The organism is Rhodobium gokarnense, from assembly GCF_025961475.1.
Taxonomy (GTDB): domain Bacteria; phylum Pseudomonadota; class Alphaproteobacteria; order Rhizobiales; family Rhodobiaceae; genus Rhodobium; species Rhodobium gokarnense.
This window is the reverse complement of sequence record NZ_JAOQNS010000004.1, coordinates 160032-182611: the sequence shown is the minus strand read 5'-3', so window position 1 is coordinate 182611 and position 22580 is coordinate 160032. Positions and strand designations below refer to the sequence as shown.

20 protein-coding genes are annotated in these 22580 nt (G+C 60.8%); 8 read left to right on the top strand and 12 right to left on the bottom strand.

Annotated elements, in window-relative coordinates; genetic code table 11:
* Nucleotides 1-74 precede the first annotated feature (74 nt).
* From M2319_RS08475 to M2319_RS08460, 4 genes are all read right to left on the bottom strand, one after another.
* Complete coding sequence (locus tag M2319_RS08475; protein ID WP_264601027.1) at nucleotides 75-401, bottom strand: hypothetical protein; 327 nt, start codon at nucleotides 399-401, stop codon at nucleotides 75-77.
* Between the two features lie 5 nt (nucleotides 402-406).
* Entirely contained in the window at nucleotides 407-1261 is an 855-nt protein-coding gene (locus M2319_RS08470; RefSeq protein WP_264601026.1) for a phage integrase N-terminal domain-containing protein, read from the bottom strand.
* A 679-nt stretch (nucleotides 1262-1940) separates the two neighbouring features.
* Nucleotides 1941-2216 (bottom strand): hypothetical protein, encoded by a 276-nt coding sequence (locus M2319_RS08465; protein ID WP_264601025.1) that lies wholly within the window; start codon nucleotides 2214-2216, stop codon nucleotides 1941-1943.
* 160 nt (nucleotides 2217-2376) lie between these two features.
* The gene (locus M2319_RS08460) at nucleotides 2377-3465 is read right to left on the bottom strand and encodes a mitochondrial fission ELM1 family protein (RefSeq protein ID WP_264601024.1); all 1089 of its coding nucleotides are present in this window, start codon (nucleotides 3463-3465) and stop codon (nucleotides 2377-2379) included.
* 268 nt (nucleotides 3466-3733) lie between these two features.
* Here M2319_RS08460 and M2319_RS08455 point away from each other — a divergent pair, with 268 nt between their 5' ends.
* Entirely contained in the window at nucleotides 3734-4312 is a 579-nt protein-coding gene (locus tag M2319_RS08455; protein ID WP_264601023.1) for a tyrosine-type recombinase/integrase, read from the top strand.
* 270 nt (nucleotides 4313-4582) lie between these two features.
* Here M2319_RS08455 and M2319_RS08450 read toward each other — a convergent pair whose 3' ends face one another.
* The 3 genes from M2319_RS08450 to M2319_RS08440 form a co-directional block, all read right to left on the bottom strand.
* Nucleotides 4583-5257, bottom strand: coding sequence for a thermonuclease family protein (locus M2319_RS08450; RefSeq protein ID WP_264601022.1), 675 nt, complete (start codon nucleotides 5255-5257; stop codon nucleotides 4583-4585).
* A gap of 131 nt (nucleotides 5258-5388) precedes the next feature.
* Nucleotides 5389-5643 (bottom strand): hypothetical protein, encoded by a 255-nt coding sequence (locus M2319_RS08445; protein WP_264601021.1) that lies wholly within the window; start codon nucleotides 5641-5643, stop codon nucleotides 5389-5391.
* 95 nt (nucleotides 5644-5738) lie between these two features.
* The gene (locus M2319_RS08440; protein ID WP_264601020.1) at nucleotides 5739-6689 is read right to left on the bottom strand and encodes an STM4504/CBY_0614 family protein; all 951 of its coding nucleotides are present in this window, start codon (nucleotides 6687-6689) and stop codon (nucleotides 5739-5741) included.
* A 219-nt stretch (nucleotides 6690-6908) separates the two neighbouring features.
* Here M2319_RS08440 and M2319_RS08435 point away from each other — a divergent pair, with 219 nt between their 5' ends.
* Together M2319_RS08435 and M2319_RS08430 are read left to right on the top strand one after the other, a co-directional pair.
* On the top strand, nucleotides 6909-7904 hold the full coding sequence (locus M2319_RS08435; protein WP_264601019.1) for an AAA family ATPase: 996 nt from the start codon (nucleotides 6909-6911) through the stop codon (nucleotides 7902-7904).
* 268 nt (nucleotides 7905-8172) lie between these two features.
* The gene (locus tag M2319_RS08430) at nucleotides 8173-10509 is read left to right on the top strand and encodes a S8 family serine peptidase (RefSeq protein ID WP_264601018.1); all 2337 of its coding nucleotides are present in this window, start codon (nucleotides 8173-8175) and stop codon (nucleotides 10507-10509) included.
* Nucleotides 10510-10684: 175 nt separating this feature from the next.
* On the opposite strand, the gene M2319_RS08425 is transcribed toward M2319_RS08430, so the two are convergent.
* The 3 genes from M2319_RS08425 to M2319_RS08415 all read right to left on the bottom strand — a co-directional run bounded on the left by M2319_RS08425 (nucleotide 10685) and on the right by M2319_RS08415 (nucleotide 14304).
* Nucleotides 10685-11083, bottom strand: a complete 399-nt coding sequence (locus tag M2319_RS08425; protein ID WP_264601017.1) for a hypothetical protein — start codon at nucleotides 11081-11083, stop codon at nucleotides 10685-10687.
* 119 nt (nucleotides 11084-11202) lie between these two features.
* On the bottom strand, nucleotides 11203-12576 hold the full coding sequence (locus M2319_RS08420) for a tyrosine-type recombinase/integrase (protein ID WP_264601016.1): 1374 nt from the start codon (nucleotides 12574-12576) through the stop codon (nucleotides 11203-11205).
* Between the two features lie 720 nt (nucleotides 12577-13296).
* Nucleotides 13297-14304, bottom strand: a complete 1008-nt coding sequence (locus M2319_RS08415; RefSeq protein WP_264601015.1) for a substrate-binding domain-containing protein — start codon at nucleotides 14302-14304, stop codon at nucleotides 13297-13299.
* Between the two features lie 193 nt (nucleotides 14305-14497).
* Between M2319_RS08415 and M2319_RS08410 the strand changes: the two genes are divergently transcribed.
* From M2319_RS08410 to M2319_RS08390, 5 genes are all read left to right on the top strand, one after another.
* Nucleotides 14498-15484, top strand: coding sequence for a substrate-binding domain-containing protein (locus M2319_RS08410; protein ID WP_264601014.1), 987 nt, complete (start codon nucleotides 14498-14500; stop codon nucleotides 15482-15484).
* Between the two features lie 121 nt (nucleotides 15485-15605).
* A complete protein-coding gene (locus tag M2319_RS08405; protein ID WP_264601013.1) occupies nucleotides 15606-17117 on the top strand; it encodes a sugar ABC transporter ATP-binding protein in 1512 nt (503 codons plus the stop codon).
* Nucleotides 17110-18105 (top strand): ABC transporter permease, encoded by a 996-nt coding sequence (locus M2319_RS08400; protein ID WP_264601012.1) that lies wholly within the window; start codon nucleotides 17110-17112, stop codon nucleotides 18103-18105. Before M2319_RS08405 ends, M2319_RS08400 begins: the two co-directional genes overlap by 8 nt.
* On the top strand, nucleotides 18102-19079 hold the full coding sequence (locus M2319_RS08395) for an ABC transporter permease (protein WP_264601011.1): 978 nt from the start codon (nucleotides 18102-18104) through the stop codon (nucleotides 19077-19079). The genes M2319_RS08400 and M2319_RS08395 overlap by 4 nt, the downstream gene beginning before the upstream one ends.
* Before the next feature lie 29 nt (nucleotides 19080-19108).
* Nucleotides 19109-20665 carry an FGGY-family carbohydrate kinase gene (locus M2319_RS08390; protein ID WP_264601010.1) on the top strand — a complete coding sequence of 519 codons (1557 nt, stop codon included), beginning with the start codon at nucleotides 19109-19111 and terminating at the stop codon, nucleotides 20663-20665.
* A 48-nt stretch (nucleotides 20666-20713) separates the two neighbouring features.
* On the opposite strand, the gene M2319_RS08385 is transcribed toward M2319_RS08390, so the two are convergent.
* The gene (locus tag M2319_RS08385) at nucleotides 20714-21709 is read right to left on the bottom strand and encodes a Gfo/Idh/MocA family protein (RefSeq protein WP_264601009.1); all 996 of its coding nucleotides are present in this window, start codon (nucleotides 21707-21709) and stop codon (nucleotides 20714-20716) included.
* 11 nt (nucleotides 21710-21720) lie between these two features.
* Nucleotides 21721-22545, bottom strand: coding sequence for a sugar phosphate isomerase/epimerase family protein (locus M2319_RS08380; protein ID WP_264601008.1), 825 nt, complete (start codon nucleotides 22543-22545; stop codon nucleotides 21721-21723).
* Nucleotides 22546-22580 lie beyond the last annotated feature (35 nt).

Below are 22580 nucleotides of genomic sequence, written 5' to 3'. Positions count from 1 at the left end.
CAACACCAACGATACGGCAGCCTCAATTAAAAGTATAGACTGTGACAAGATACGCGCTGTGGATTTCCGGCATTTCAAGACACCGCTCCCCACGCCACGATGAGTTCCTGATACCGCAAGAACCGCCCCGTCTCGCGCTTACCGTCCTTTTCGCGCTGGGCGGATTCTTCCCAGATTGCGACATAGCCGAGAGCTTGGAGGCGGCTGACCAGATTGCGCGCGGCAGCGGTCTCGCTCAGGTCGGCGGGCACCTCCTGAAAAATCCGAACGTTGCTGAGGCCGATGGAAGCGGCCTGTTTGATCCGGATCATCACTTTGGCTGGGTCGAACAGACTGCGGGCATAGCCTTCCCGCCCCTCTTGGGTCAGCACGCCTGCCTCATAAGAATCAATCATCTCCATAGCCGTCATCCCAGATAGGTCGCCGTGATGCTGACGCGGCCGTGACCGAGTTCGGCGGCAATGACCAACCGGGCGTGGCGGTCGAGGCGTTGTTGGTTAGACGTCATACCTTTCGGGAGCGGGCCGCCCTGTCGCGGGCAGATCCAGCCGGTCAGTTCGACATAGCGGGTTTGGGCATAGGCGTGCCGCAGGCCGTGGAGGTTGGCGAGCCCGGCTTTGAGGGACTGGTATTCAAACGCCTTGCGGTGCTGGATGTAGCTGCGCTCGGTCGGGATCAGGGAGTTTCGGCCGACGAGCGTTTGCGCTTTGGCGAGGACGGCACGCTGATGTTCGGTTCGGATCGGGACATCACGGGGCCGCCCGCCCTTGGTCCATGAGCCCTGTAAGCGCAGGACATGGCCGTCGTCGGCGTCATGCGGGCGCAGTTTGAGGGCTTCTTCGAGGCGCAGGCCGAACGCGGCCATCAGTTCCAGCGAGGTTTGCATGTGCGGATCGGCAAGCTGGGTATCGTTCGAGAGCTGCCAGGCACGGTTCACCGCAGCCGCGCCGCGCGGATCAATGCCGAGGTCGGCATTGGCGCGCGGCACCACCGAGGCCTTATTGACCTTCTCCGCCCACCAGCGCACCCAGCCCAAGCGGTTTTTGAGCGTGGCGGGGCTGAGGCCCCGGCCTTGCCAGTCGGTGACCAGAGCGGTGACGTGTTTGGGCTTGAGGGAGTCGGCGCGGGGGAGTTTGTAGCCGAGGCGGTGGAGATCGTTCGCCAGGGCTTTCAGCCCCCGCAAGCGGTTGGCCTGGGTCGCCCGAGAGCCGTCGCGGTTGTGGCGGCACAACCGGGTCAGGGCCAGGGCGAGGTCGTTCACGGGATCGGTCTTTCGTTATGGTTAGTGTTGGTGGCCGCCGGCTGGCCTTGGCACAGCACGGCCCGCGCATGGCGCGGTAAAGGCCGGATACGTGGATGTGGTCTCCTTCGTGGTTGGTGCCTTCAGGCACAAAAAAAGAGCCGCTTGGGCTCACTCGGTATCGTGCCGGGATCGGCGGCAGGCGCTGGGACCGTAGGTCATACGCACTGCATGGGGCTGCGTCAGGTGCAGCCAGTCAAACGGGCTGACATGGCGATGTCTCCTTTCGTGGTGAAATGATCAGCAGATGAGTCGACGAAAGCCGGGAGTTTTTCCAGACTGACAAAATACTACCCCAAAACGCGGAAAAATGCAAGCAAAAGTTGTATTCCGCGTGTGTCGCAGACGGTGAGCACGCGTGGAGCATTTGTGGGAGTACAAGCTAAGGGCTTGGGGAGATTGGGGTTAGCGCCGCTGTCACTACCGAAACAATTTCGGGTAGTGACAGCGGCTCGGCCGCTTCATGGCCCGCGGGCACGTCGAGTACCATTGGGCCAGCGGGGATGCTCTCGGCCGCTCCCCTACCCTTGGCCATCCGCACGTTGTGCGGACGGGGACGTTGGCCACTCCCCGAACCCCACGGCAACGGCGCGCTGCGCCGTCCCAACGCGGGCGTTGGGGAAGCGCCGCCGGAGCGGCGCTAATAAGCGGACGACCGGAAGCGTTGCAGTTCGTCGGGTGGGGTAACCCGTTCCCGCGCTTCGGTACTCGGCGGCAGCAATGCCGCCACGGCATCGATGACATCGATCCCGGCCCCGCTCTCCCAATAGAGCGGGGTCCGCACGCCGCACGCCTTCTGCAACACGACCAGTTGTTGACGGCACGCACTCAGCGCCTTGATCAACGGCTCGTAGTCGAAATTATGCTGGGCGGGCTTCTTGAGGTAGTCGATATAGCCGCCGCGCGGTGGGGTCATGGCCGTCTCCCTGGCTGCGCATGTTCCTGATATGTTCTACATCAGGAATGGGACATCGCCAAGCGCGCTACAATTGCCCCGCCCTCACCCAAGCAATGATACTGATTGGGTCATCCATGGTGCGGAACACTTTATCGATATGGGGAATGGCGCCATTCGCTCATGCCACAGCCCCGGCCGCGCGTGCCCGCAGCAGCTTGGCGATATGCGCTGCAATCCGGGACGTTTCGTCCAGCGGCGTGAGATTGGGTGGCGGCACCGGGTCGTTATCCACCAGAAACGAGGTCCGCCCGAGCAAGCGCAGCGTTTCCTGAAACCGCACATGGACGCCGAACCGTTCCGGCCTGTTGGCCTCGTACCGGCCCCAGACGTAGACGGGCTTGTCGGTGGCGCAGGCTTCCGAGGTCATCGTCAGCGAGTCCGCCGTCACCACAATGGCATCCGCCATCGCCAGAAACGCGACGAGCGGATTGCCGCTGAGGTTCAGAGCATCGTATGGCAGCCTGATCCCATCATGGAGATCGGCTGCGCCGTCGTACCAATGGGTCTGCATCCCGACCAGTTCGAGGTTGCTCAGGATCGCTTCGTGCCGGGCCCGGCCCGTCCTGCGGGAGGTCGACACCATCAGGGAATAGTGCCGGAGCGAGGCGAGCCCGATCAGATCAAGGCAAAAGGCCTGCACCTGACGCGGCCGGAACCTGAACCCGCCCGCACTGCCGCCGACGAGCACGGCCAGTCGCGGTTTTGGTAGTTGGTCCAGTACCGGCGCCCAGGCAGCACGCTCAGCGGCCAGCAGTTCGGGGGTGATGTTGTTGGGCACGCCGAAGATCGGCAGCACCTTGCCGCTGGCACACCCGGCATGATCCTCAATCATATGGAGCGGGGTCACGACCACATCGAACGCGTCCGCCGGGACGTGGGTCTTGGCCAGGTGAACCGCGACGGTGGCCGGGCTGGCCTGTTTGATCAGGCGGGTTGCGAACGCCGCATCCGACCCGGAACTGAACACGACATCCGGATACGGCGGCGGCGGAATCCGGCACCCGATGCCGGGGAACAGCCGCCGGACCAGCTTCGGCGGGTGTGGCAATTGGAGAGGGATCAGTTCGACGTCGGTCAGGTTGAGAGCGTTGGCGATGCCCCGGCATTGTTTGACGTCGCCGACTGCGCCGTTGTCGACAATCCAGGCGGAAAGGTTACTGAAGTCATGCCGAGTTTCTATCCTCGGTAAAATCTCCGCAATGTTCATTGCAAACCCTGAGAATGACTTGTGGGTTCTGCAACAGAATTACCAATAGTGTTATGTATTTGGAAAAACTACAAATTCCCACTTGTAAAACGCCATTAAATACGCTACGGATTATTGTGAAGCCGCGCATCCTTTTGATGCCGCGACTGGAATCCCACCCTGCAACCGAATTGGTAATTTCGTTGCGCCTGCCCCCGCCCGGGGCCGCGACGCGACCGTTTGTTAAATTGAAGATGCCGCCCCGCTTATGCCGACGACCAGTTCCGAAATGCGTATCTACGCCGCCACGGGGGAGCGGCTGTACATCAACGCGGATGAACGGGCTCGCTTCCTGGCGGTGGCCGATGCCGCAGGCGGCCCGGTCCAGACCTTGTGCCTGACCCTCGCCTATACCGGCTGTCGCCTGTCCGAAGCGTTGGCGCTTACGCCAGCCGCGATTCAGCTGGGGCCAGGCATCATTGCCATCCGCTGTCTGAAAAAGCGGGACAAGGTCATCGTACGGGAAGTCCCGGTGCCGCCGGTCTTGTTGGCGCTACTAGACCGCGTGCATGAGGTTCATCATGCGCAGCGGGCGGGGCCGATTGCGACGACCACGCCGCTGTGGCCGTACCACCGCGCGACTGCGTGGCGGATCGTCAAAACGGTGATGGAACGGGCGGCCATCAGCGGGCCGCAGGCCACCGCCAAGGGCTTGCGCCACGGGTTCGGCGTTCACGCCATCCGCTACGGCGTCCAACTCAACATGCTGCAAAAATGGATGGGCCATGCCTCGATGAGCACTACCGCGATCTATGCGAATGCGACGGGGAGCGAAGAGCGGATGATTGCGGAACGGATGTGGATGTGATCGGCATACCAAAAGTGTGGGGTGCAAGGTTGTGACTGGATCACGGTCGCCGCGGCGACCGGCTCCGGCGCCAATCGCGCGGGGGGCCATCTGCCTGTGTGTCCGAGTTTGATGCTGTCGGTTGGGCCTTGGCTGGTTCGCCCTGAACCGCGGCCTCTTCCAGAGCGCAGCTAATAAGATAAGCAAGCAGGTTCAAGTCCTGTTCGGTTGCAAGCCTCAGCGCGGCGTCGAGGTGAGCCGTCAGTTCGTCCAATTGCTCGGGATCGGGCGTCAGCGCCATCGCGGTGCCCGCCAGCCAGCGTCGAGGGCTTCGCGTTCGCTACAGAACCAGCGTTCGCCCTTCTCGGGGCTGATCTTGGTCCGGCTATACCAGGGCGACCACGGCGGATGGTAGATCCGCCCGTTCCGAGAGATGTTGCCCTTGATCGGGCAACCGTCTGGTGCCTTCTGCTCGCCGACGTCCCATTTGGCTGCCCGGTAGGCCCAGGCCGGTTGGGTATCGGCCTGCCAGATACCGCGGCGTGCCTGGCGGGCCTCCTGTTCCTGTGCGACATAGGCGTTGCTGTATTTGACGAATGCCCAGGCCAGGCCCTCGCGTACGAGCGTTTCATTGATCTCGATACCGTCTTTGGTCGTGCAGTGGGCCAGGAGTCGTTCGTAGCCGTCAAATTCATCACCTCGGCAGGTGACGTCGCCTTTTGCCAGCATGGCCTGGAGACGATCCATGGCGGCGTTGTCGCAGCGCCAAGTTTTGCCGTTGGGGCGTTGACAGCGTTGTCCCGCTTCGGGGGCGTCGATGCCGGAGAGCCGGATCGATTGCTGGTCGATCACCAGCGTGTCGCCATCAACCACCTCACCCCGACCTTTGAACTCGTAGGCGACAGCGGACGTGGTGAGGGCTGCTACTGCGCAGGCGGCAATAGCAAGGCGCGCAAGGACGTTCATGGGTGCCTCCCCCGGCAATATCGTAAGCCGCAAAATGGTTGCAGGCGTTTCCGCCCACTAATGAGCGTTGCCAGGGGGTAGGGTCAAGGCTGCGGAGCATCACAAGATGACGGGATGAGCCAGTTTGGCTATCAGGAATAGTCGTCCGGCGGAATGACACGCTCACGCGCATTGGCACATGGGGGCAGCATGGCGGCGACAGCATCGATGACCTCAACGCCGGAGCCACTCTCCCAATACAGGGGCGCACGGATTCCACAGGCCCGGTGGAGGACCAGCAGCTGTTGGCGGCAGGCGGCGAGCACTTCGGCCAGCGGCTCGTAGTCGAAATTGTGTTGGGCGGGTTTCTTGAGATAGTCGATATAGCCGTCGCGCGGTGAGGTCATGGCGTGGAACCTCGGCTTCATATTTGTTCTAAGCGAAAGTTCGACCCAATTCCACTCCGTCGCTGGAGCCACAAAGGGTGCGCCCAGGACACGGATTAAGGCAATGTCTCATCCGATTTCACAAGGAAAACAATGGCCGAAGCCGTCATATGCAAAACATATCCAACCAGATGCGGAGGTATCTCCCGAGTAGCTGTGCCTTGACCGTGCCCCCCAAGGCGGTTTCTAGCTGTAGGCACCCCCGCCTCCAACGTGCTCCGCAATGCTGCAAAATGACTTTGCCAAAAACCGGGCACGAGGTGATTGTCGAAAGCAACGTTCAACAATTTACTAAAAGAATCTCTGTTAGGATCATGACTCCACCCACGGCGAGCTAATATCTCCTTTAATACGCTCTCCAAGGCTTTTAATGCGTCTGTAAGTGCATCTTCGTATTTCCCATTTTTGTAATCATCATAAGCACCGAGAAATTCTTCCTCTGCCCCACTAAACCGGCCATTTCTTAATAAAGTTAATGCCGGTTTAACAGTCTCAGAATGAACTAACTCGCTATCGACTCTAATTAACTCACCATCATATTCGAAACCAAGACCATGCTCTCTGAAACGATGATTGATCTCTTTGATCGCTTCAGCCGATTTTTCCTTCGAATCTTGGAAACGGCGATAATTGAAATCACCCACAACATTTTCGATTACGCGGCACAGAAGCTCAACTGCACTGAGAAATTCTTCAATATCCGGCTCAGATAAAATATAATTTGCAAGCTCCACAGAAAAGTCTTCGTTTTGGTGCTGCCTAGTTGGAGGCAAACGAAAAACTCCCCGTTCCCGCCGAAGAGTTTCAACAATAATTTTGTAGGCTTCTTTAACTCCACCATCCTGTCCGTAGTTGATCCAGTATTCCTCTTGGCCACCAACAACGCTAAACATTATCTGAACAATTTGATTGCGTAGACTGTCCGGGGCCGTTTCATATTGAAATACATCGAAAATATCACCACGTTGCCTTCGCATGCGCTTTTTAAACGTTTCAAAAATTGGCACAGTCGACTCGCCTCCTTCCTCAATCAGAAAGAAATTCTATCATCAATCACTCGCATTGATCACGCACATTAGAGTGCTTGCTCGTAGAATCAGATCGGCTTGCGCGGGAAAAAACATCAAAATCCGGGAGACAATCCCCGTAATCCGTGACATGCTATAGCAAATACGGGTGGAATCACGGGATTCCGGAACGCACAATGAAAAAAAGATTTTGGCACTATGGCGCGCAGCGACCTCATTCTCGGCCTGGTAAAAGCCGGGGTAACAGGGGACACGACCGAAGCTAGGCAAATCGCGGAAGCGATCGCTGCCGATGAGCGTTCTAAAAAGCACCTTGGCGTTGCGGATAGAATAAACCGCGTTCTGGATCGACCACCACCAGCCAACGTCAATAACAGCCGCCCTGGGCTCCGCGTAAGGGATGGCTCTGGTGGCATCCTTCACAAAGAACCAGAGCGGCCGCTCGACACCTTGTTCGTCGAAAGCGGCATTCAGTCAGCATGCCTGGAAATCATTGAAGAGCAACGTCGGGCCGACCTCCTACGCGCCCATGGGCTAGAGCCCCGTCACAGAGTTCTCTTTTGCGGCCCCCCAGGCAACGGTAAAACATCTCTGGCAGAAGCACTGGCTTACGAGCTGGCGCTCCCCTTGTTCACCGTTCGATACGAAGCCGTAGTCACTAGCTACCTCGGCGAAACTGCCCAGCGGTTGCAACGCCTCTTCGAATATGTCCGAACTGAACCGTGTGTCCTCTTTTTTGATGAGTTCGATGCGATCGGCAAAGAACGCGGCGATACGAATGAAACTGGCGAGATCAAAAGGGTTGTCACAACCCTTCTAATGCAACTCGACCGCCTTCCCTCATACTGTGTCCTCGTTTGCGCCACAAACCACCATGAACTTCTTGATCGTGCAGCTTGGCGCAGGTTTCAGTTTGTCTTACAAATCGATTCCCCTTCCGAACAATTGATGCTTAGCTATTTCTCGCATTATCTCCAAATGCTAGGCGGCCGTCCGGGATATACTGCGAAACGACTTTACGATAAGATTAAGCCAACAAATTTCTCTGAAGCGGAGAACTTCTTTGAAGACATAAAGAGGCGACTTATACTATCTCAAGGATTAAAAGATTTGCGAGCGGTGATAGATGATCGTGTGAAGGCTTTTTTGACTAGAAAACAGTTTCAACCAACGGTAAGCGGAAAGGATGCCTAACCGACCGATTCTCCGCCTTCAAGATCCAGTGCCAGCTCGGAGAAGTACGAGAAGTCCTGCCTGGATACCAAGCCCGGGCGGCCCGGGCCGTGCTGGCCAAACTCGGCGTCTAGGAAATAAGTTTGATCGGATTTCACAAGCCCTCCAAGGTGATGACCCTGCTTCCATCTTGAGAGCCGACCCAAACGGGATTGCACCTGAACGGGCTCTTGTTTTCGAAATTGCGGGTGATGCTCAAAAGTTCGTTGAGCTAGCCCAAAGAACCGGCTTGGAAGTTTTAGGTGAAATGGACCTAGAGGCCCTAGCCACCATTCCAGATGGCTTCCAGCCAGCAGGTGACGAAACTACTCTGGCGCGCACGCTATACGCCACTATGCCGACGCTTGAGTCATTTCGAACCCTCTTAAGTTGTTGGAATGATTACAAAAACAACATAGATCCTCCTCGCGGCTTTACGGGCTGGCGCGCTGTTTTTGATTTGTTGCTGGATGTTCACCCATGGGGACCGAAAGATCGCCTTGACCAGGCGGCAATCAACGAGATTGCCGAACACCTCCCCTTAAACGACGACGAGGCCGTAAACCTCGAAATCGAGATATTTCCGACCTCTAACCAAGACAAACGAAATGAATGGCGTCGGTCCGTGAGAAGCTGGATCAGAGCCGCAAATGGGGAGATTTTGGATCAAAGCACGATCGCAGAGGATGGCTTCATCTATGAAGCACTCCTCGTCAATCTGCCAGCGGGAGAAGTGAGGGCGCTAATCGGTCAACCCGACCAGCCTGGGAGTTTGGCCCAACTCGAAGGTATTCAGTTTATCCAAGCTCAGACAATTGCACAAAGCATCCCGTCTCCCGACGATACAATTGAAGAGGCCGAGAAAGTAGATTTTGCGGCTTTCTCACCCGACGCACCACAACGTGCTGTCTTGCTGGATGGCACGCCGGTCGCTCAGCATCCAGCCCTGACCGATGGCGTCTCCATTGAAGACCTCAACGATCTCGTCGGCCAGACGATTGTAAGTGATCGAAAACACGCGACCGCCATGGCATCTTTGATTTTGAGGGGCGATCTTCGTGGCGATGGAGCACCGCTTCAGGATTCAAGTCTGCTCGCCGTGCCTGTGCTTATTGATACTAACGGCTCTACCGAGTCGCCGCCAAACCGACTTTTTGTCGATATCATTCACAGCACTCTCTACCAACTATTTGCAGGTGATGAGCCTCTCGCCCCGGACGCGTTTGTTGTAAACTTCTCCATTGGCATCAGAAATCATGGCTACGCAAACCGGATTAGTTCACTAGCGCGGTTGATTGACTGGTGGGCAAACGCCCATGGGGTACTTTTCGTTATTTCTGCAGGGAATAACGAAAGCCCAATTGAAATTTTGAATACCGGATATTCCGCTTTTGAAGCCCTAAACACTGAGGATAAGCGGAAAAAGATCTTAGAAGCACTGCATCAACAACGCCATATCCGGACCCTGCTATCCCCAGCGGAAGCACTCAATCCGATTTCAGTCGGAGCATTGTCCCAAGACGTCATCGATCACCAGCCGCCGCATGACGCAAGTATTTTCTCATTGCACATGAATGAAGAAGCCGTGCCGCAGATTTCGAGCTGTTTAGGCTTAGGGCATGTGAAAGCAATCAAACCAGATATTCTATCAATTGGTGGTAAACAAGAAGTCCGATTACAGCCTTCGGGCAATGACGTCCGCATACGTCCTTCAACAGCCCTGAAACGGTCCGGGCTCGTTGTAGCTGCTGCCAATGCAACAGGCGGTGTTGTGAACTCCCATGGAACTAGTGACGCTGCCGCTTTGACGACGCGGTCATTGCTGCTCGCAGCCGAAGCACTCACGACTGAAGGGGGGCCCTACGAGGGGCAGGAGCTTCCCCGGCGACAACTTGCTCTGATGACAAAGGCTCTTGCGATCCACGCCGCACGTTGGCCCACAGAAGCTGATGAGATCAAGAATATTGCTTTGCAAGAATACGGTGCCCATGGGCACAAGCGAGCAAAAGATGACATCTCCCGTTTTTACGGTCATGGCATCTTGGATGTGGATTTGATGACCTCCTCCCCTGAAACCGGAGCAACAGCGGTCGGCTACGGGCATCTTAGAAAAGATCAGGCGCTTGTCTTCAAGCTACCGAAACCACCCTCGATGTCCGGACAAAAAATGCCACGAACGATGCGAGTAACAGTCGCGTGGTTTTCACCCATGAATCCATCTCGGGCGCAGTATCGTCTTGCAGCCCTAGAACCAATTTGTACTGAAAACCATCATTCCGATACAGATAATCAATGGGGCTTTTCTATGAAATCGGCTTCTGATTGCCCTGACATCAATGCACAGAAGAAGGGAACGGTTTTTTCCCGCCGCCTCACAAACGCGGTTCAGAAGGTGCCCTCTTTCGGGGATGAAGAATCCATCCCGATCTGCATCCAATGCCGAGATGCCGCCAGTGGTGGATTAAGTCCTGACGAAGAGATTGAGTTCGCAGTTGTCGTTTCGCTTCAAGCCGAAATCGAAACCCAGTTTGATATCCTCGACGAGATACAACAGGCTATTCAAACTAGCGTGGTTGTCGGCCAATAACGTCTGATCGCCGCTAGCCATAGCATCTCCGGTAAACATGGTGATCCGCCCGCCGACCGGCCTCAAGGCTGACGGGGTCACCGCCTTTGGCGGCTATGGCCTTGACCCCGGCCTGCAGGCGTATCGGGGGCTGGGGAACGGACAATGGGGCAGTGACGGATGAGATCCGCACTGGCTACCACTGGAGGGCATAGTAGCGGTCCCAGGCATTGGCGATGTCCTCAAAGGTCCATTCCTGGAGGCGGCCGTGTTCGGCGCTCGGGCGGGAGATGCAGGCGGCCAGGCCGGATTCGTGCTTGAACCGTTGGAACCAGGTCATCGACTTGGGTTTGCCTTTGCTGCTCAGTTCGATGCGGCGGATATGGTGGCCGTTGGCCCACAGCTCGCGTGGGTTTTGGAGGGTACTGCGGTCCATGAGATAGCCGCGGAGTTGGCGCAGGTGGCGTTCGCGCGGGTCTTGGATCAGTTGGCTTTGCAGTTTGGCGACGGTTTTTTCGGCGGCACGGCAGCCTGCTTCTTCAAGCAGGCGATCGAGCGCCTCGTGCGTCAGCACGATGGCGGGTGTTCCTTCCATGGGTTTGGCTTTCGTTGATAGGCATAAAAAAACGCCCCGGGGGTGGGACGTGTCCGTTGGCGGAACTTATCTTCCGCCGCACAATATATGTATACTACATGTATGTGCGGAAGTCAAGGCTAAACGCCGAGGAGTTGGCCCAGCTTGTCGGTGACGGGGCGCATCGGGTCTACAAACCCCAGGTCATAGATCATGGTGGTCTCGAGGTTGCCCTTATGGTCAACGTAGTGGCTGACGTCCTCGCGGCGGACCCCCTGCCCCACCAGCATCAGCGAGATCGCGATCCGCTTCAAATCATAGAGCTGAAAATGTTCCGGCACGCCGTCCAGCTGTTTGAACCGGGCGAGCGGCTTGCGGAAGTTGTCGCGGGGTTGGGTCGGATCCGCATGCGATGGGAACACCAGCGCCGCGTTCGGCCAGCGGCTGCGCTGCCGGCGGACCAGCTCCGCCACCTTGGGATGGATCGGCACCGAGCGGTAGGCGTACTCGTAGACCGCCCGGGACAGTTTGATCCCTTTGGTATGATGTTTGTGCCAAATGAGCTGGTCGAGGTCGAAGTGCGCGAACTCCGCATGGCGCAGCTCATTCGGCCGGGCCATCGTCAGGAACAGGATGCCCATGAAGTGGCATAACTCCTCCATCTGGGCGTTCTGTTGCGTCAGGCGACCGTTGGCGAGCGCCTGTTCGCGTTTGGCATCGCCGGTGAGGCCGTCGAGCGGCGGCGGCGCATCGAACACCGGCGCGAAGATATGGCGGGCGATCGCCTTGATCTGGGCCGGGGTGTAGTCGCGGCGCTGGCGCAGCACGGTCTTTTGCCGAATTGGATCACACGGGTTGCGCATATCGATGATTTGCATCCGGATCGCCCAATTAAACATAGCCTTGAGGTGCCGATAGGCGGTGTTCCAGCTCCCGGCTGCCTCAAACTGATCAAGGAAGTTCGCAACGTCGGTCGGTTTGATCGCTGTCACCGAACGCTGACCGTACATTGACCCGAAATCCGCATACGCGCATCGTTTGTTCCGGCCGCGCCTGTTGTTGTGCGTCGGGGTTGGCCGTGCAGCGGCGCAGATGTACCGCCAGTACTGATTTTGATATTTCGCCGATTTTTTTGAAATGTGGTCCCGCCAGTAGCGTTCAGCGATGTCGCTGACCAAGGTGGTGTGCTTCTGATGGTAGTCGACCTTCGCGGCGTCCGGGTCTTCGCCTGCCCTGATCTGGTTCTCGCGTTGCTGGACCAGCAAGCGGGCGGAACCCACGTTCAGAGTCCCCGGCGCTCCCAGGGCCACCCGACGGCGCTTGCCGTCGAAGCGATAGACATGGACGAACGCCTTGGCCCCTTGGGCGGTCACCCGCAGGCCCAGGCCGTTGGTCGCACCCTGGCGCACTTGACCGTCCAATCCCTTGGGGTGATCCCAGAACAGTTCCTGGTATTTATCGGCCGGGCATCTGGCAGAGCGAACAAAGGTATCAGTTAAGTATAGTTTCGGCATCAATATGTAACTTCCATGTAACAAAATACTAATCAAAAGTTGTAATTCTTGCAAGGAAAAATAAATTGAGCTGCGGAAATTCCGCATTTAATTCAGATAGTTCATAGTGTTTCACGAATTGCGGGATTGTATGCCATGACCCGTTCGTAATGCGTAGGTCGGGAGTTCGAATCTCTTCGTTGGCACCATTAAAAACAAATAGTTGTGCAAACACACAGCCGTCAACAACAGTCATGTAACCGCTATGTAACCAGAAATTCCGCACCTCCTCAAAGGATTTGAATACACCCCAAAAAACACGATCTCAGCTCCTTTGGATCAGGAAGTTGAGGGTTCGAATCCTTCCGGGTGCGCCATATGAATCATATAGTTAAACCAATGTCTCTTCTCTAAGAATTCAATGTAACTCTCCTGTAACCGCGATTTCAGCAGATCTTGCGCACCAGGATTGCCAAGCGCTTTGCCGCAATGAGCGAAAAACGAGACAATTATCGCTCATGGTTCTGAGGCTGAAAAATGCCCCTCTTAGGCACACTTTGCAGGCACATAACGTAGGCACACTCCGAGATTTTCAGCGTTTTTATATAATAGATACAATAACTTATAAATTTATATCTCGGACTCTGACTCCGTCGGTCCTGGTTCGAATCCAGGTTCCCCAGCCAAGCAATTTCCGTCAGCTACAGTCGATCTGCCGCGCCCGGCCCGGCGAGCCCGTTGTCAGTCGTTTTCGACAATGACGGGCGGGATCTTGATCAGGATGCCGGGGTCGGCCTCGTCCTTGTCGATGATCTCGAACAGCGCCTCGATCATCGTCGGCACATCCTGGCGGACCATGGTGATGTTGGGCGAGATCAGGGCCGCGAACGGGTCCCAGTCGAAGCACCCGAATGCAAGTTGCTGCAGACGCTCCAGGCCGTTCCTGCCGAACCAGTTCATGACGCCTTCCAGCGCGATCGTGGAGTTGACGAAAATCCCCGGCGGCATGTCGTGGGTTTCCAGATAGCCCTCGATGGCCGCCGCCGCCTTTGCCGCGGCATAGCCGCAGGCGAGCACATTGCCGGGCTCCACCGGGCCGCTCGCCGCCTCGATGGCATCGGAAAACCCCTTGATGCGCTGCATCGTGTTGTGATCGCTCGGCCGGCCGCCGACGAAGAGGAGTCGGCGCGGATCGCCGTCGCGCGAGCGTACCTCGACGATGAGCCTGTCGGTCAGTTCCCGCGCCCCCTGGTAGTTGTCGGAAATCACAGAAGGCGCCAGCGATCCCGGCAGGTCGAAATTGTAGGTCGGCACGCCCCGCGCCCGGCAGATCTCGGCGATGCTGTCCGGATCGGTGGCGCCGGTGCAGACGATCCGCTCGACCCGGTAACTGAGCAGCGTCTTCACCGCCTCGACCTCGATCGCCGGGTCGCGCAACGTCGAGGAGATGACCGGGAACAGGCCGCGCGCCCGCGCCTCGCGCTCGAAGGTCTGCGAGATGGAGCTGAAATAGCGGTTGTCGTGCATGGGCAGGATCATGCCGATGATCCGCGAGCGCTCCTTGCGCAGGGCGCTCGCCTGCAGGTTGATGGCGTAGCCCATGTCGCGGGCGAGCCGCTGGATCTCCTCCGCCCGCGCCTCGCTGATACGGCGCGCCTTCCACGATCCGTTCATGACCGCCCCGACCGTGCTCGGCGAAGTGCCGGCCCGCTTGGCGATATCGTAGATCGTGACGTGCTTTCGCTGCATTGCCCCGGATGTCCTTGCCTCCGGCAGAGGTGCCCTACCCGACAAATAGCCGCAACAGGAAAATTGCACAATCGATAGCGCAGCCCCTTGCACAATCGATGGTTCGGAGGTATTGCACCATCGATAGCGCACAATCGATGCGCTACGGCAAAGAAAAATGATCGGGGCCGCCAACGGTCCCAGGGAGGTAGAGATGATTTCCAGGAAAATGCTTGTCGGCACGGTTGCGGCTGCGGTGATGACCGCGGGCATGGCGAGCGGTGCGATGGCCGAGACAACGATCGGCGTCGTCGCCAAGATCGGCGGAATTCCGTGGTTCAACGCCATGGAAGCCGGCATCGAGAAGGAAGGCAAGGCGCTTGGCGTCGATGCCTTCATGGTCGGCCCGACCAGCGCCGACCCGGCGCTGCAGGTCCGCGCAATCGAGGATCTGATCGCCCGCAAGGTCGACGTCATCGGCGTTGTGCCGAACGACGCCAAGGTGCTGGAGCCCGTGCTGCAGAAGGCGCGCGACGCCGGCATCATCGTGCTCACCCACGAATCGACGGCGTCCGTCAACAAGGACTACGATTTCGAGCTCGTCTCGGCCAAGGATCTGGGCGAAGCCCACGCCAAGCTGCTGGCCAAGTCGACCGAGTGCAAGGGCGGCTACGCCGTCTATGTCGGCGGCCTGACGGTTCCCGCCCATAATGCCTGGGCCGATGCCGCCGTTGCCTGGCTCGACGAGAACTGCCCGGACATGAAGCAGGTCGCCGACCGGTTCGGCGTCGCCGAAAGCGTCGACGACAGCCGCAACACCACCCTCGACCTGATCCGCGCCCATGATGACCTCACCGGCATCCTGGCCTTCGGCAGCCAGGGCCCGGTCGGCGCCGCCCGCGCCGTGGAAGAACGCGGCCTGATCGGCAAGGTCGCAGTGGTCGGCCTGTTCTCGGCCGGCCAGGGCCGCAAGCTCGTCCACTCCGGCGCCATCACCGGCGGCTATGTGTGGAGCCCGCTGGAGGCCGGCCGGGTCTTCGTGGCGCTCGGCAAGATGCTCGCCGAGGGCGGTACGGTGTCCGACGGCGACGAACTGCCCCTCCTCGGCAAGATCCGGCTCGAAGGTTCCAACATCTTCGCCAACATGCCGCTCGCGCTGAGCAAGGACACGGTCGACGGCCTCGCTGAAATGGGTCTTTGAGGCTGCGCGCTCCTCCCAAGCGGATGCTGCGCGGATGTCCAGGATATCCGCGCAGCATCACCGGCCCTTCCCTCCCCGACCGCTTTGCGAGGCGAGCGGCAAGGGCCGCCGGAGGAACGGCATGTCAGGTGGTGCAGTCCCGATGACACAGATGGCGTTGCAGGCGGGCGCCGTTTCCAAGCGGTTCGGCAATGTGCTCGCCCTCGACGATGTCGCGTTCGACCTGGAACGCGGCGAGGTGCACTGCCTTGTCGGCGAGAACGGCTGCGGCAAGAGCACCCTGATCAAGGCGATCACCGGCGTCTATGTGCCGGCGCCGGGCGCGAGCTTCCAGTTCGGCGACGAAGCGCCGGTCGCGCGGATGACGCCCGCCGAGGCCAAGGCGCGCGGCATTCACGTCATCTGGCAGGACCTGTCGCTGTTCCCGGACCTCACGGTTGGCGAGAACATCATCTTCGACGCCTTCGTGGAAAAGCCGTTTGCGCTGTCTGAGCGCAAGGCCGCCCTGCGGCGGGCGCGGACCACGATGGAGGACCTCGGCGTCAGCCTTGACCTCGATGCGCCCCTGCGCCAGCTCGGCATCGCCCAGCGCCAGTTGGTCGCCATCTGCCGGGTGCTGCAGACCGAGGCCAGCATCATCTTCATGGACGAACCAACGGCATCGCTGACGCGGACCGAGACGGAGAACCTGCTCGGCATCGTACGCAAGCTGTCGGCCCGCGGCATCTCGATCGTCTTCGTCAGCCACCGCCTCGGCGAGGTGCTCGAAGTGTGCTCGCGCGTCACCGTGATGCGCGACGGCCGGATCGTCGGCACCTTTCCGGCCGAGGGCATGGACCAGAAGCGGCTGGCCGAGCTGATGACCGGCCACGAACTCCAGGAAGGCCGGCGCGACTGGACGAACCCTGGCGCGCCGGTGCTGCAACTGGACGGGCTGACGGTCTCCGGCCAGTTCTCAGATGTCTCGTTCACATTGCACCGCGGCGAAATCCTCGGACTGACGGGCCTCCTGGGATCCGGCCGTACCGAACTCGCCCATGCGATCTTCGGAATGACGCGCCCCGACCGTGGCCGCATCCTCATCGACGGCGCTCCGGTCGCGCTCCGCTCCAACCGCGATGCGATTGCTGCCGGCATCGCCTATGTCTCCGAGGACCGCCTCAATCTCGGCCTGCACCAGACCCAGTCGATCCTCAAGAACACGGCGATCACGACGCTGAAGGAGCTGTCGAGCCCGTCCTTCTATCTCGGCCCTGGGAGCATCCGGGCCCTCTGCGCCGAATGGATCGGGCGCCTCAGGACCAAGGTCAGCGACCCCTCGCTGCCGGTCAATTCGCTCTCGGGTGGCAACCAGCAGCGCGTCGTCCTGGCCAAATGGCTGGCCACCCGGCCGAAGGTGCTGATCCTCGATTCCCCGACCGTCGGCGTCGACGTCGGCGCCAAGGCGGAGATCTTCCGCATCGTCGACGAACTGACGGCCGAGGGCATGGCGATCATCCTGATCTCCGACGAGGCCGCCGAGATTCACGCCCATTCCGACCGCATCCTGATCCTGCGCAACGGCAGGATCACCAGGGATCTGTTGCCCGGAGACATCAGCGAGGACGACCTGGAGGCCCTGATCAATGCGTAAGGCGGCAAGCAGCGTCGAAGGCATCCTGTTCGCCATCCTGCTGGCTCTGTGCGTGGTGCTGAGCCTTGCCGCGGACAGTTTCTTTTCGGTGCAGAACGCCTTCGATCTTTTGAACAATCAGTCGGTCAACATCATCTTCGCCGTCGGCCTCGTGGTCGTGCTGATCGCCGGCGGCATCGACATTTCCTTCTCCGTCGCCGCCTCGGTGGTGCAGTACGTGGTCGTCGTCATGATGATCCGGATCGGCGGCGGCAACTGGCTCTTCGGCTTTGCCGCCGCCATGGCCTGCGGCCTCACCCTCGGCCTCTTCAATGCCTTCCTGATCCACAGGCTGCGCATCGTCTCGATCATCGCCTCGATTGGCACGTTCAACCTGTTCTTCGGGCTCCTGATGTATCTGACCAGGGGCCGCTCCATCTACGCCATCCCGGACTGGCTCGACGAGCGCGTCGCGCTGCTGACCGTCGGCGCCGATCGCGCCCAGGCAACGCTCTATCTCCCGGCCCTCGTCATGCTGGTCGTCGTTGCCGTCACCTGGTTCATCCTCGCAAAGACCGGCTTCGGCCGCCTCGTCTACGGCTTCGGCTCCGATCCGGAAGCGGCCCGCCGCTCGGGCGTGCGGATCGCCGTTATGCAGGGCTTCGCCTATGGCTGGCTCGGGCTTTGCGCCGGCATCGCCGGGCTCATGCAGGCGCATATGGTGCGCGAGGTCGTCCCCAACGCGCTCTATGGCCGCGAACTCGACGTGCTGGCAGCCGTCGTCCTCGGCGGGGCCGTGCTCGGCGGCGGCCGCGGCTCCGTGCCGGGCGCCGTGCTCGGCGTCCTGCTGCTGGCCGTCGTTCAGAACGGGCTCAATCTCCTCGGCGTCACGCCCTATGCCTTCAAGGCGATTGTCGGCGCCATCATCCTGATCGCGGTGACCTTCACCAATTTCGACAAGGTGGCACCGTTGATCGGCCTGTCGAACAGGAAGGCGCGCGCGACATGAGGACGTTGCTGCAGCAATTCCGCCGCCTCGGCGAGGCCGGCGAACTCATCGCCATGGTCGCCGTGCTAGCCGCCAGCATCCTCGTCTTCGGGGCAATCGCACCGGGCTTTTATGCCGGTCCGGTGTTCAGCTCCATGGCCTTCCAGCTCCCGGAACTCGGCCTTCTGGCGCTCGCCATGTTCGTGCCGATCATTTCCGGCGGCCTCAACCTCTCCGTCACCTATTCCGCGAACATCTCCGGCCTCCTCGCCGCCTTTTTCGTCAAGGCGTTCCTCGTCAATGCCGGCTGGGTCAGCCTGCCGGTGGCGCTGGCCATCGGGCTCGGCAGCGGCCTTGCCATCGGCTTTGCGATCGGCATCATCGTCGCCTATGTGGGCGCCCATCCGATCCTCGTCTCCCTCGGCATGATGATCCTGTTGCGCGGCCTCGGCGAATGGGCTACCCGCGGCGGCGACATCTCCGGTATGCCGGATGTCTTCGCCACCATCGGCTACGGAACGGTTTTGGGCGTCCCGGTCCCGATGATCGTTTTCCTGGCTGCCGTCGCCGCGACCGCCTATCTGATGGGACGAACCAAGGAGGGCTTTGCGATCTACATGGTGGGATCGACCCCGGCTGCCGCCGAATATTCGGGGATCGACGTCAGGAAGACCCTCGTCCTGGTCTATTCGGTCTCGGGCCTGCTGACCGGGCTTGCAGGTGTCCTAATGCTGGCCCGGTTCAACTCGGTGCGCGTCGGCCACGGCGATTCCTATCTGCTGATCACGATCCTCGCCTGCTTCCTGGCCGGCGCCAATCCGTTCGGCGGTTTCGGCAAGGTGTTGCCGCTGGCGGTGGCGCTGATGAGCCTGCAGGTGATCGCCTCCGGCATGAACCTGATGGGCGCGAGCCAGCACCTTTCCACCGCCGCCTGGGGCGCCTTCCTCATCCTCGTCATGGCGATCCGCGCGCCATTCCTCAGACAGAACAAATAATCAGGCAGAACACATAAGGAGCGGCCACCATGCGATATGTCGTCGGCGTCGATGTCGGAACCGGCAGCGCGCGCGCCGGACTGTTCGACGAAACGGGCCGGATGCATGGAACGGCGAGCCGGCCGATCCCAATCCACCACCCGAAAGCCGAATGGGCCGAGCAGAGCTCCGGCGCCATCTGGCAGGCCGTCTGCGAGGCGGTGCGCGACTGCGTGGCGACGGCCGGTATCGCGCCCGAACAGGTCGCAGGCATCTCCTACAGCGCGACCTGCTCGCTGGTGCTGCTGGACACAAACGGCGCGCCGCTGACGCTTTCCGAAGGTCCGCAAGGCTGGAACATCATCGTCTGGATGGACCACCGGGCGATTGCCGAGGCCGAGGAGATCACCCGCTCCGGCAGCCCGGTGCTCGACAATGTCGGCGGCACCATGTCGCCGGAAATGGAAATCCCCAAGCTGATGTGGCTGAAGCGCCACCGGCCCGGACTGTGGGCGCAACTGGGCTTTGCCGGCGATCTCGCCGACTACCTGACCTACCGGTCGAGCGGCTCGCTGGACCGGTCCGTGTGCACCCTCGGCTGCAAATGGACCTATGACCCGGATGCCGGTGCCTGGAACAGAAAGTTCCTCGCCGATATGGGCCTTGCCGACCTCACGGCGAAAGTCCGCCTGCCGGACCAAGCCGTTCCCGTCGGCAGCCCGCTCGGCCCCCTTTCGGCAGAGGCGGCAAGCGACCTCGGCCTGACCACGAACTGCAGGGTCGCCGCCGGCCTGATCGACGCCCATGCCGGCGCGCTCGGCACCATCGGCCTGTTCGTCGACGACCGCATCGAGAGCCGCATGGCGCTGATAGCCGGCACCTCGAACTGCCATATCGGCCTCAGCCGCACGCGCCGCGAGGTTCCCAGCGTCTGGGGCCCCTATGGCGGCGCGGTGGTCGACGGCATGTGGTGCACGGAAGGCGGACAGAGCGCCACCGGCGCACTGCTCGACCATCTCGTCGCCCTGATGGCACCGGACGATGTGAAGACCGGCTCCCTCGATACGCTGTCGGACGCCCTCAAGGCGCGCGCGGACGCCCTGCCCGACTTCGCCGGCCCCGTCGAGGTCATTCCCGATGTCATCGGCAACCGCGCCCCCTTCGCCGATGCCGAGCTGCGCGGCAGCATCGACGGCCTGACCATCGAGAACCCGGCAGAGACCTTCGCCAAGGTCTACTGGGCGGCGGCGGCCGGCATCGCCTACGGCACAAGGCTGATCATCGAGCAGATGAACCGCCACGGCTACGCGATCGACACCATCCACCTCAGCGGCGGCCACCGGAAATCGGCGCTTCTCGTCGATCTCTATGCCGATGCCACGGGCTGCGACGTGGTCCTGTCCGAGGCGGAGGAACCCGTGCTCCTCGGCGCCGCGATCGCGGCCCTTTGCCAGTTCGAGGAAAGCGATGCGGTCTCCCGGGTCACCGCGCGGATGCTGCGCGATGTCGAGATCCGGTATCCCCGGCAGCAGCACATGGAGCTGCACGAGGCACGATACCAGCGGTTCCTGAAGCACTATGCCGACAAGGGCTATCGCTTGCGCTGATCGAAGCCAGACGCCCGCTGCCGCGAGATCGGCGCTCCCAAGAAAGGCTCATGCCAGATCGAGGCTTCGCCCTTCGGCATTCGACGCATAGGCGGCATCGACGACCCGCATGACGGCCTCAACGTCGGCAAGGCCGGCGATCGGCGCGGCCCCAGTGCGCCAGTCGTCGAGGGCGCGGCCGACGAAGTCCGCATAGAGCCCGTCCGTGTCGAGCTCGATCGGATGGGTGACGCACTCCCCCGTCGCGCGGGAATACTCCGTGAGGCCGGCGTCGGTCGTGCGGAAATAACCGTGAGTCGTTCCGATCGTGATCGAGAACTCGCGCTTTTCCGTCGCCGTCATCGGAAAGGCGTAGCCGGTCTCGATGAGGGCCGGCGTGCCGTCCGCCATCCGCATGGAGAACTGCGAATAGTCCTCCACATCCGTGCCGTAGGAGAAATTGTTCATCAGGCCGAACACCGCCTTCGCATCGCTGCCGGTGAGCTCGCGAACCAGGTCGATGAAATGGACGGCGAGATTGATCGTCGAGCCGCCGCCGGAGACGGCCGGATCGAGCATCCAGGGCGAGTTTTGGAGGTACCGGGCGGGCGGGCCCGCAATGAAGCGAAAGGCGAGATGGGTGTAGCGCACAGCGTCACCGGCTTCGGCCCGTCGCAGGGTTTCCAAAAGAGGGCTCACCCGCAGGATGAGCGGCACGGCGACGTAGAGGCCGCGCGCTTCGGCCAGCGCCCGCAGCCTGGCGACGTCCTCCGCCTTGGTGCCGCAGGGCTTTTCCATGGCGAACGGGATGCCGCGGCTGATCAGCGCTTCGGCGATCGCCGGCATCTCCCGGTGGCGCCCGAAGGCGAAGGCGAAATCGATGCCCTCCAGCCGCAGCGCGTCGCGCCAGTCGGCAAAGGCCGGCGCGCCGAAATCGGCCGCGACCGCCTCGCGGCAGCCGGCGTCCCTGTCGGAAACCGCAACGATCTCCACGTCAGGGCGATGCAGCGCCTGCTGGTAGAGCGGAAAATGCCAGTGGCTGACTTCAAGAAGGGCGATACGCATCGCTGTTGGCCTCACACGTATTTCTGGCAGCGCTCGATCGAGGTGCGGACGACCTCGTCCGGGTCCCTCTCCCACCAGTCGGCTTGCGAAAAGATCTCCACCTCGACTGCACCGGCATAGCCGGCATCTTCCATCCAGCCGCGGATCTGCGCGTTGTCGATGACGCCGTCGCCCATCATCCCGCGGTCGAAGACCAGGTCCCTTGTCGGAACGAGCCAGTCGCTGACGTGGAACCCGACGAGCCGGTCCGCCCCGGCGCGGGCGATCTCGGCCTTCAGCCGCACGTCCCACCACAGGTGATAGACGTCGACCACGATGCCGACACCCGGCCCGAGCGCATCGCACAGATCGTTGGCCTCGGTCATGGTGTTGAGGACCGACCGGTCGGCGGCGAGCATCGGGTGCAACGGCTCCAGTCCGAGGGTGACGCCGGTGCCGCGGGCATGGTCGACAAGGGCCGCGGCGACGGAGACGAACCGCCCCCTTGCGCCGGCGAGATCGCGCGAGCCCTTCGGCATGCCGCCCGGGAACACCATCAGGCAGTCCGCGCCCAGTTCGGCCGTCACGTCGATGGCGGTCCTCGCCGCATCGACGGCCGCCGACAGCGGCACCGACCCATCGAGCACGAACGGGCCGGCGCGGTTGACGCCGGTAACCCTCATGCCGTTGGCATCGAGGATCTTCTTGCCCTCGGCAAGCCCGCACTCGTCCAGCTTGTCGAGCCAGAGGCCGACCTGGCGCACGCCGTGCCGGGCATATCCCTCGACGGATGCGCGAAATCCCCACCGGGTCTTGGTGGTCGCCTGGTTGATGGCAATGCGGTCGAGATCAAGCATGGGGCTACCGGTTTCCTTTCCCGTCGCGCCGCTCG

Excerpts from the sequence above, each read along its gene's own strand:
- M2319_RS08475 (WP_264601027.1), bottom strand. The coding sequence starts at position 401 with ATGGAGATGATTGATTCTTATGAGGCAGGCGTGCTGACCCAAGAGGGG.
- M2319_RS08465 (WP_264601025.1), bottom strand. The coding sequence starts at position 2,216 with ATGACCCCACCGCGCGGCGGCTATATCGACTACCTCAAGAAGCCCGCC.
- M2319_RS08460 (WP_264601024.1), bottom strand. The coding sequence starts at position 3,465 with ATGAACATTGCGGAGATTTTACCGAGGATAGAAACTCGGCATGACTTC.
- M2319_RS08455 (WP_264601023.1), top strand. The coding sequence starts at position 3,734 with ATGCGTATCTACGCCGCCACGGGGGAGCGGCTGTACATCAACGCGGAT.
- M2319_RS08450 (WP_264601022.1), bottom strand. The coding sequence starts at position 5,257 with ATGAACGTCCTTGCGCGCCTTGCTATTGCCGCCTGCGCAGTAGCAGCC.
- M2319_RS08445 (WP_264601021.1), bottom strand. The coding sequence starts at position 5,643 with ATGACCTCACCGCGCGACGGCTATATCGACTATCTCAAGAAACCCGCC.
- M2319_RS08435 (WP_264601019.1), top strand. The coding sequence starts at position 6,909 with ATGGCGCGCAGCGACCTCATTCTCGGCCTGGTAAAAGCCGGGGTAACA.
- M2319_RS08425 (WP_264601017.1), bottom strand. The coding sequence starts at position 11,083 with ATGGAAGGAACACCCGCCATCGTGCTGACGCACGAGGCGCTCGATCGC.
- M2319_RS08420 (WP_264601016.1), bottom strand. The coding sequence starts at position 12,576 with ATGCCGAAACTATACTTAACTGATACCTTTGTTCGCTCTGCCAGATGC.
- M2319_RS08415 (WP_264601015.1), bottom strand. The coding sequence starts at position 14,304 with ATGCAGCGAAAGCACGTCACGATCTACGATATCGCCAAGCGGGCCGGC.
- M2319_RS08410 (WP_264601014.1), top strand. The coding sequence starts at position 14,498 with ATGATTTCCAGGAAAATGCTTGTCGGCACGGTTGCGGCTGCGGTGATG.
- M2319_RS08405 (WP_264601013.1), top strand. The coding sequence starts at position 15,606 with ATGTCAGGTGGTGCAGTCCCGATGACACAGATGGCGTTGCAGGCGGGC.
- M2319_RS08400 (WP_264601012.1), top strand. The coding sequence starts at position 17,110 with ATGCGTAAGGCGGCAAGCAGCGTCGAAGGCATCCTGTTCGCCATCCTG.
- M2319_RS08395 (WP_264601011.1), top strand. The coding sequence starts at position 18,102 with ATGAGGACGTTGCTGCAGCAATTCCGCCGCCTCGGCGAGGCCGGCGAA.
- M2319_RS08390 (WP_264601010.1), top strand. The coding sequence starts at position 19,109 with ATGCGATATGTCGTCGGCGTCGATGTCGGAACCGGCAGCGCGCGCGCC.
- M2319_RS08385 (WP_264601009.1), bottom strand. The coding sequence starts at position 21,709 with ATGCGTATCGCCCTTCTTGAAGTCAGCCACTGGCATTTTCCGCTCTAC.
- M2319_RS08380 (WP_264601008.1), bottom strand. The coding sequence starts at position 22,545 with ATGCTTGATCTCGACCGCATTGCCATCAACCAGGCGACCACCAAGACC.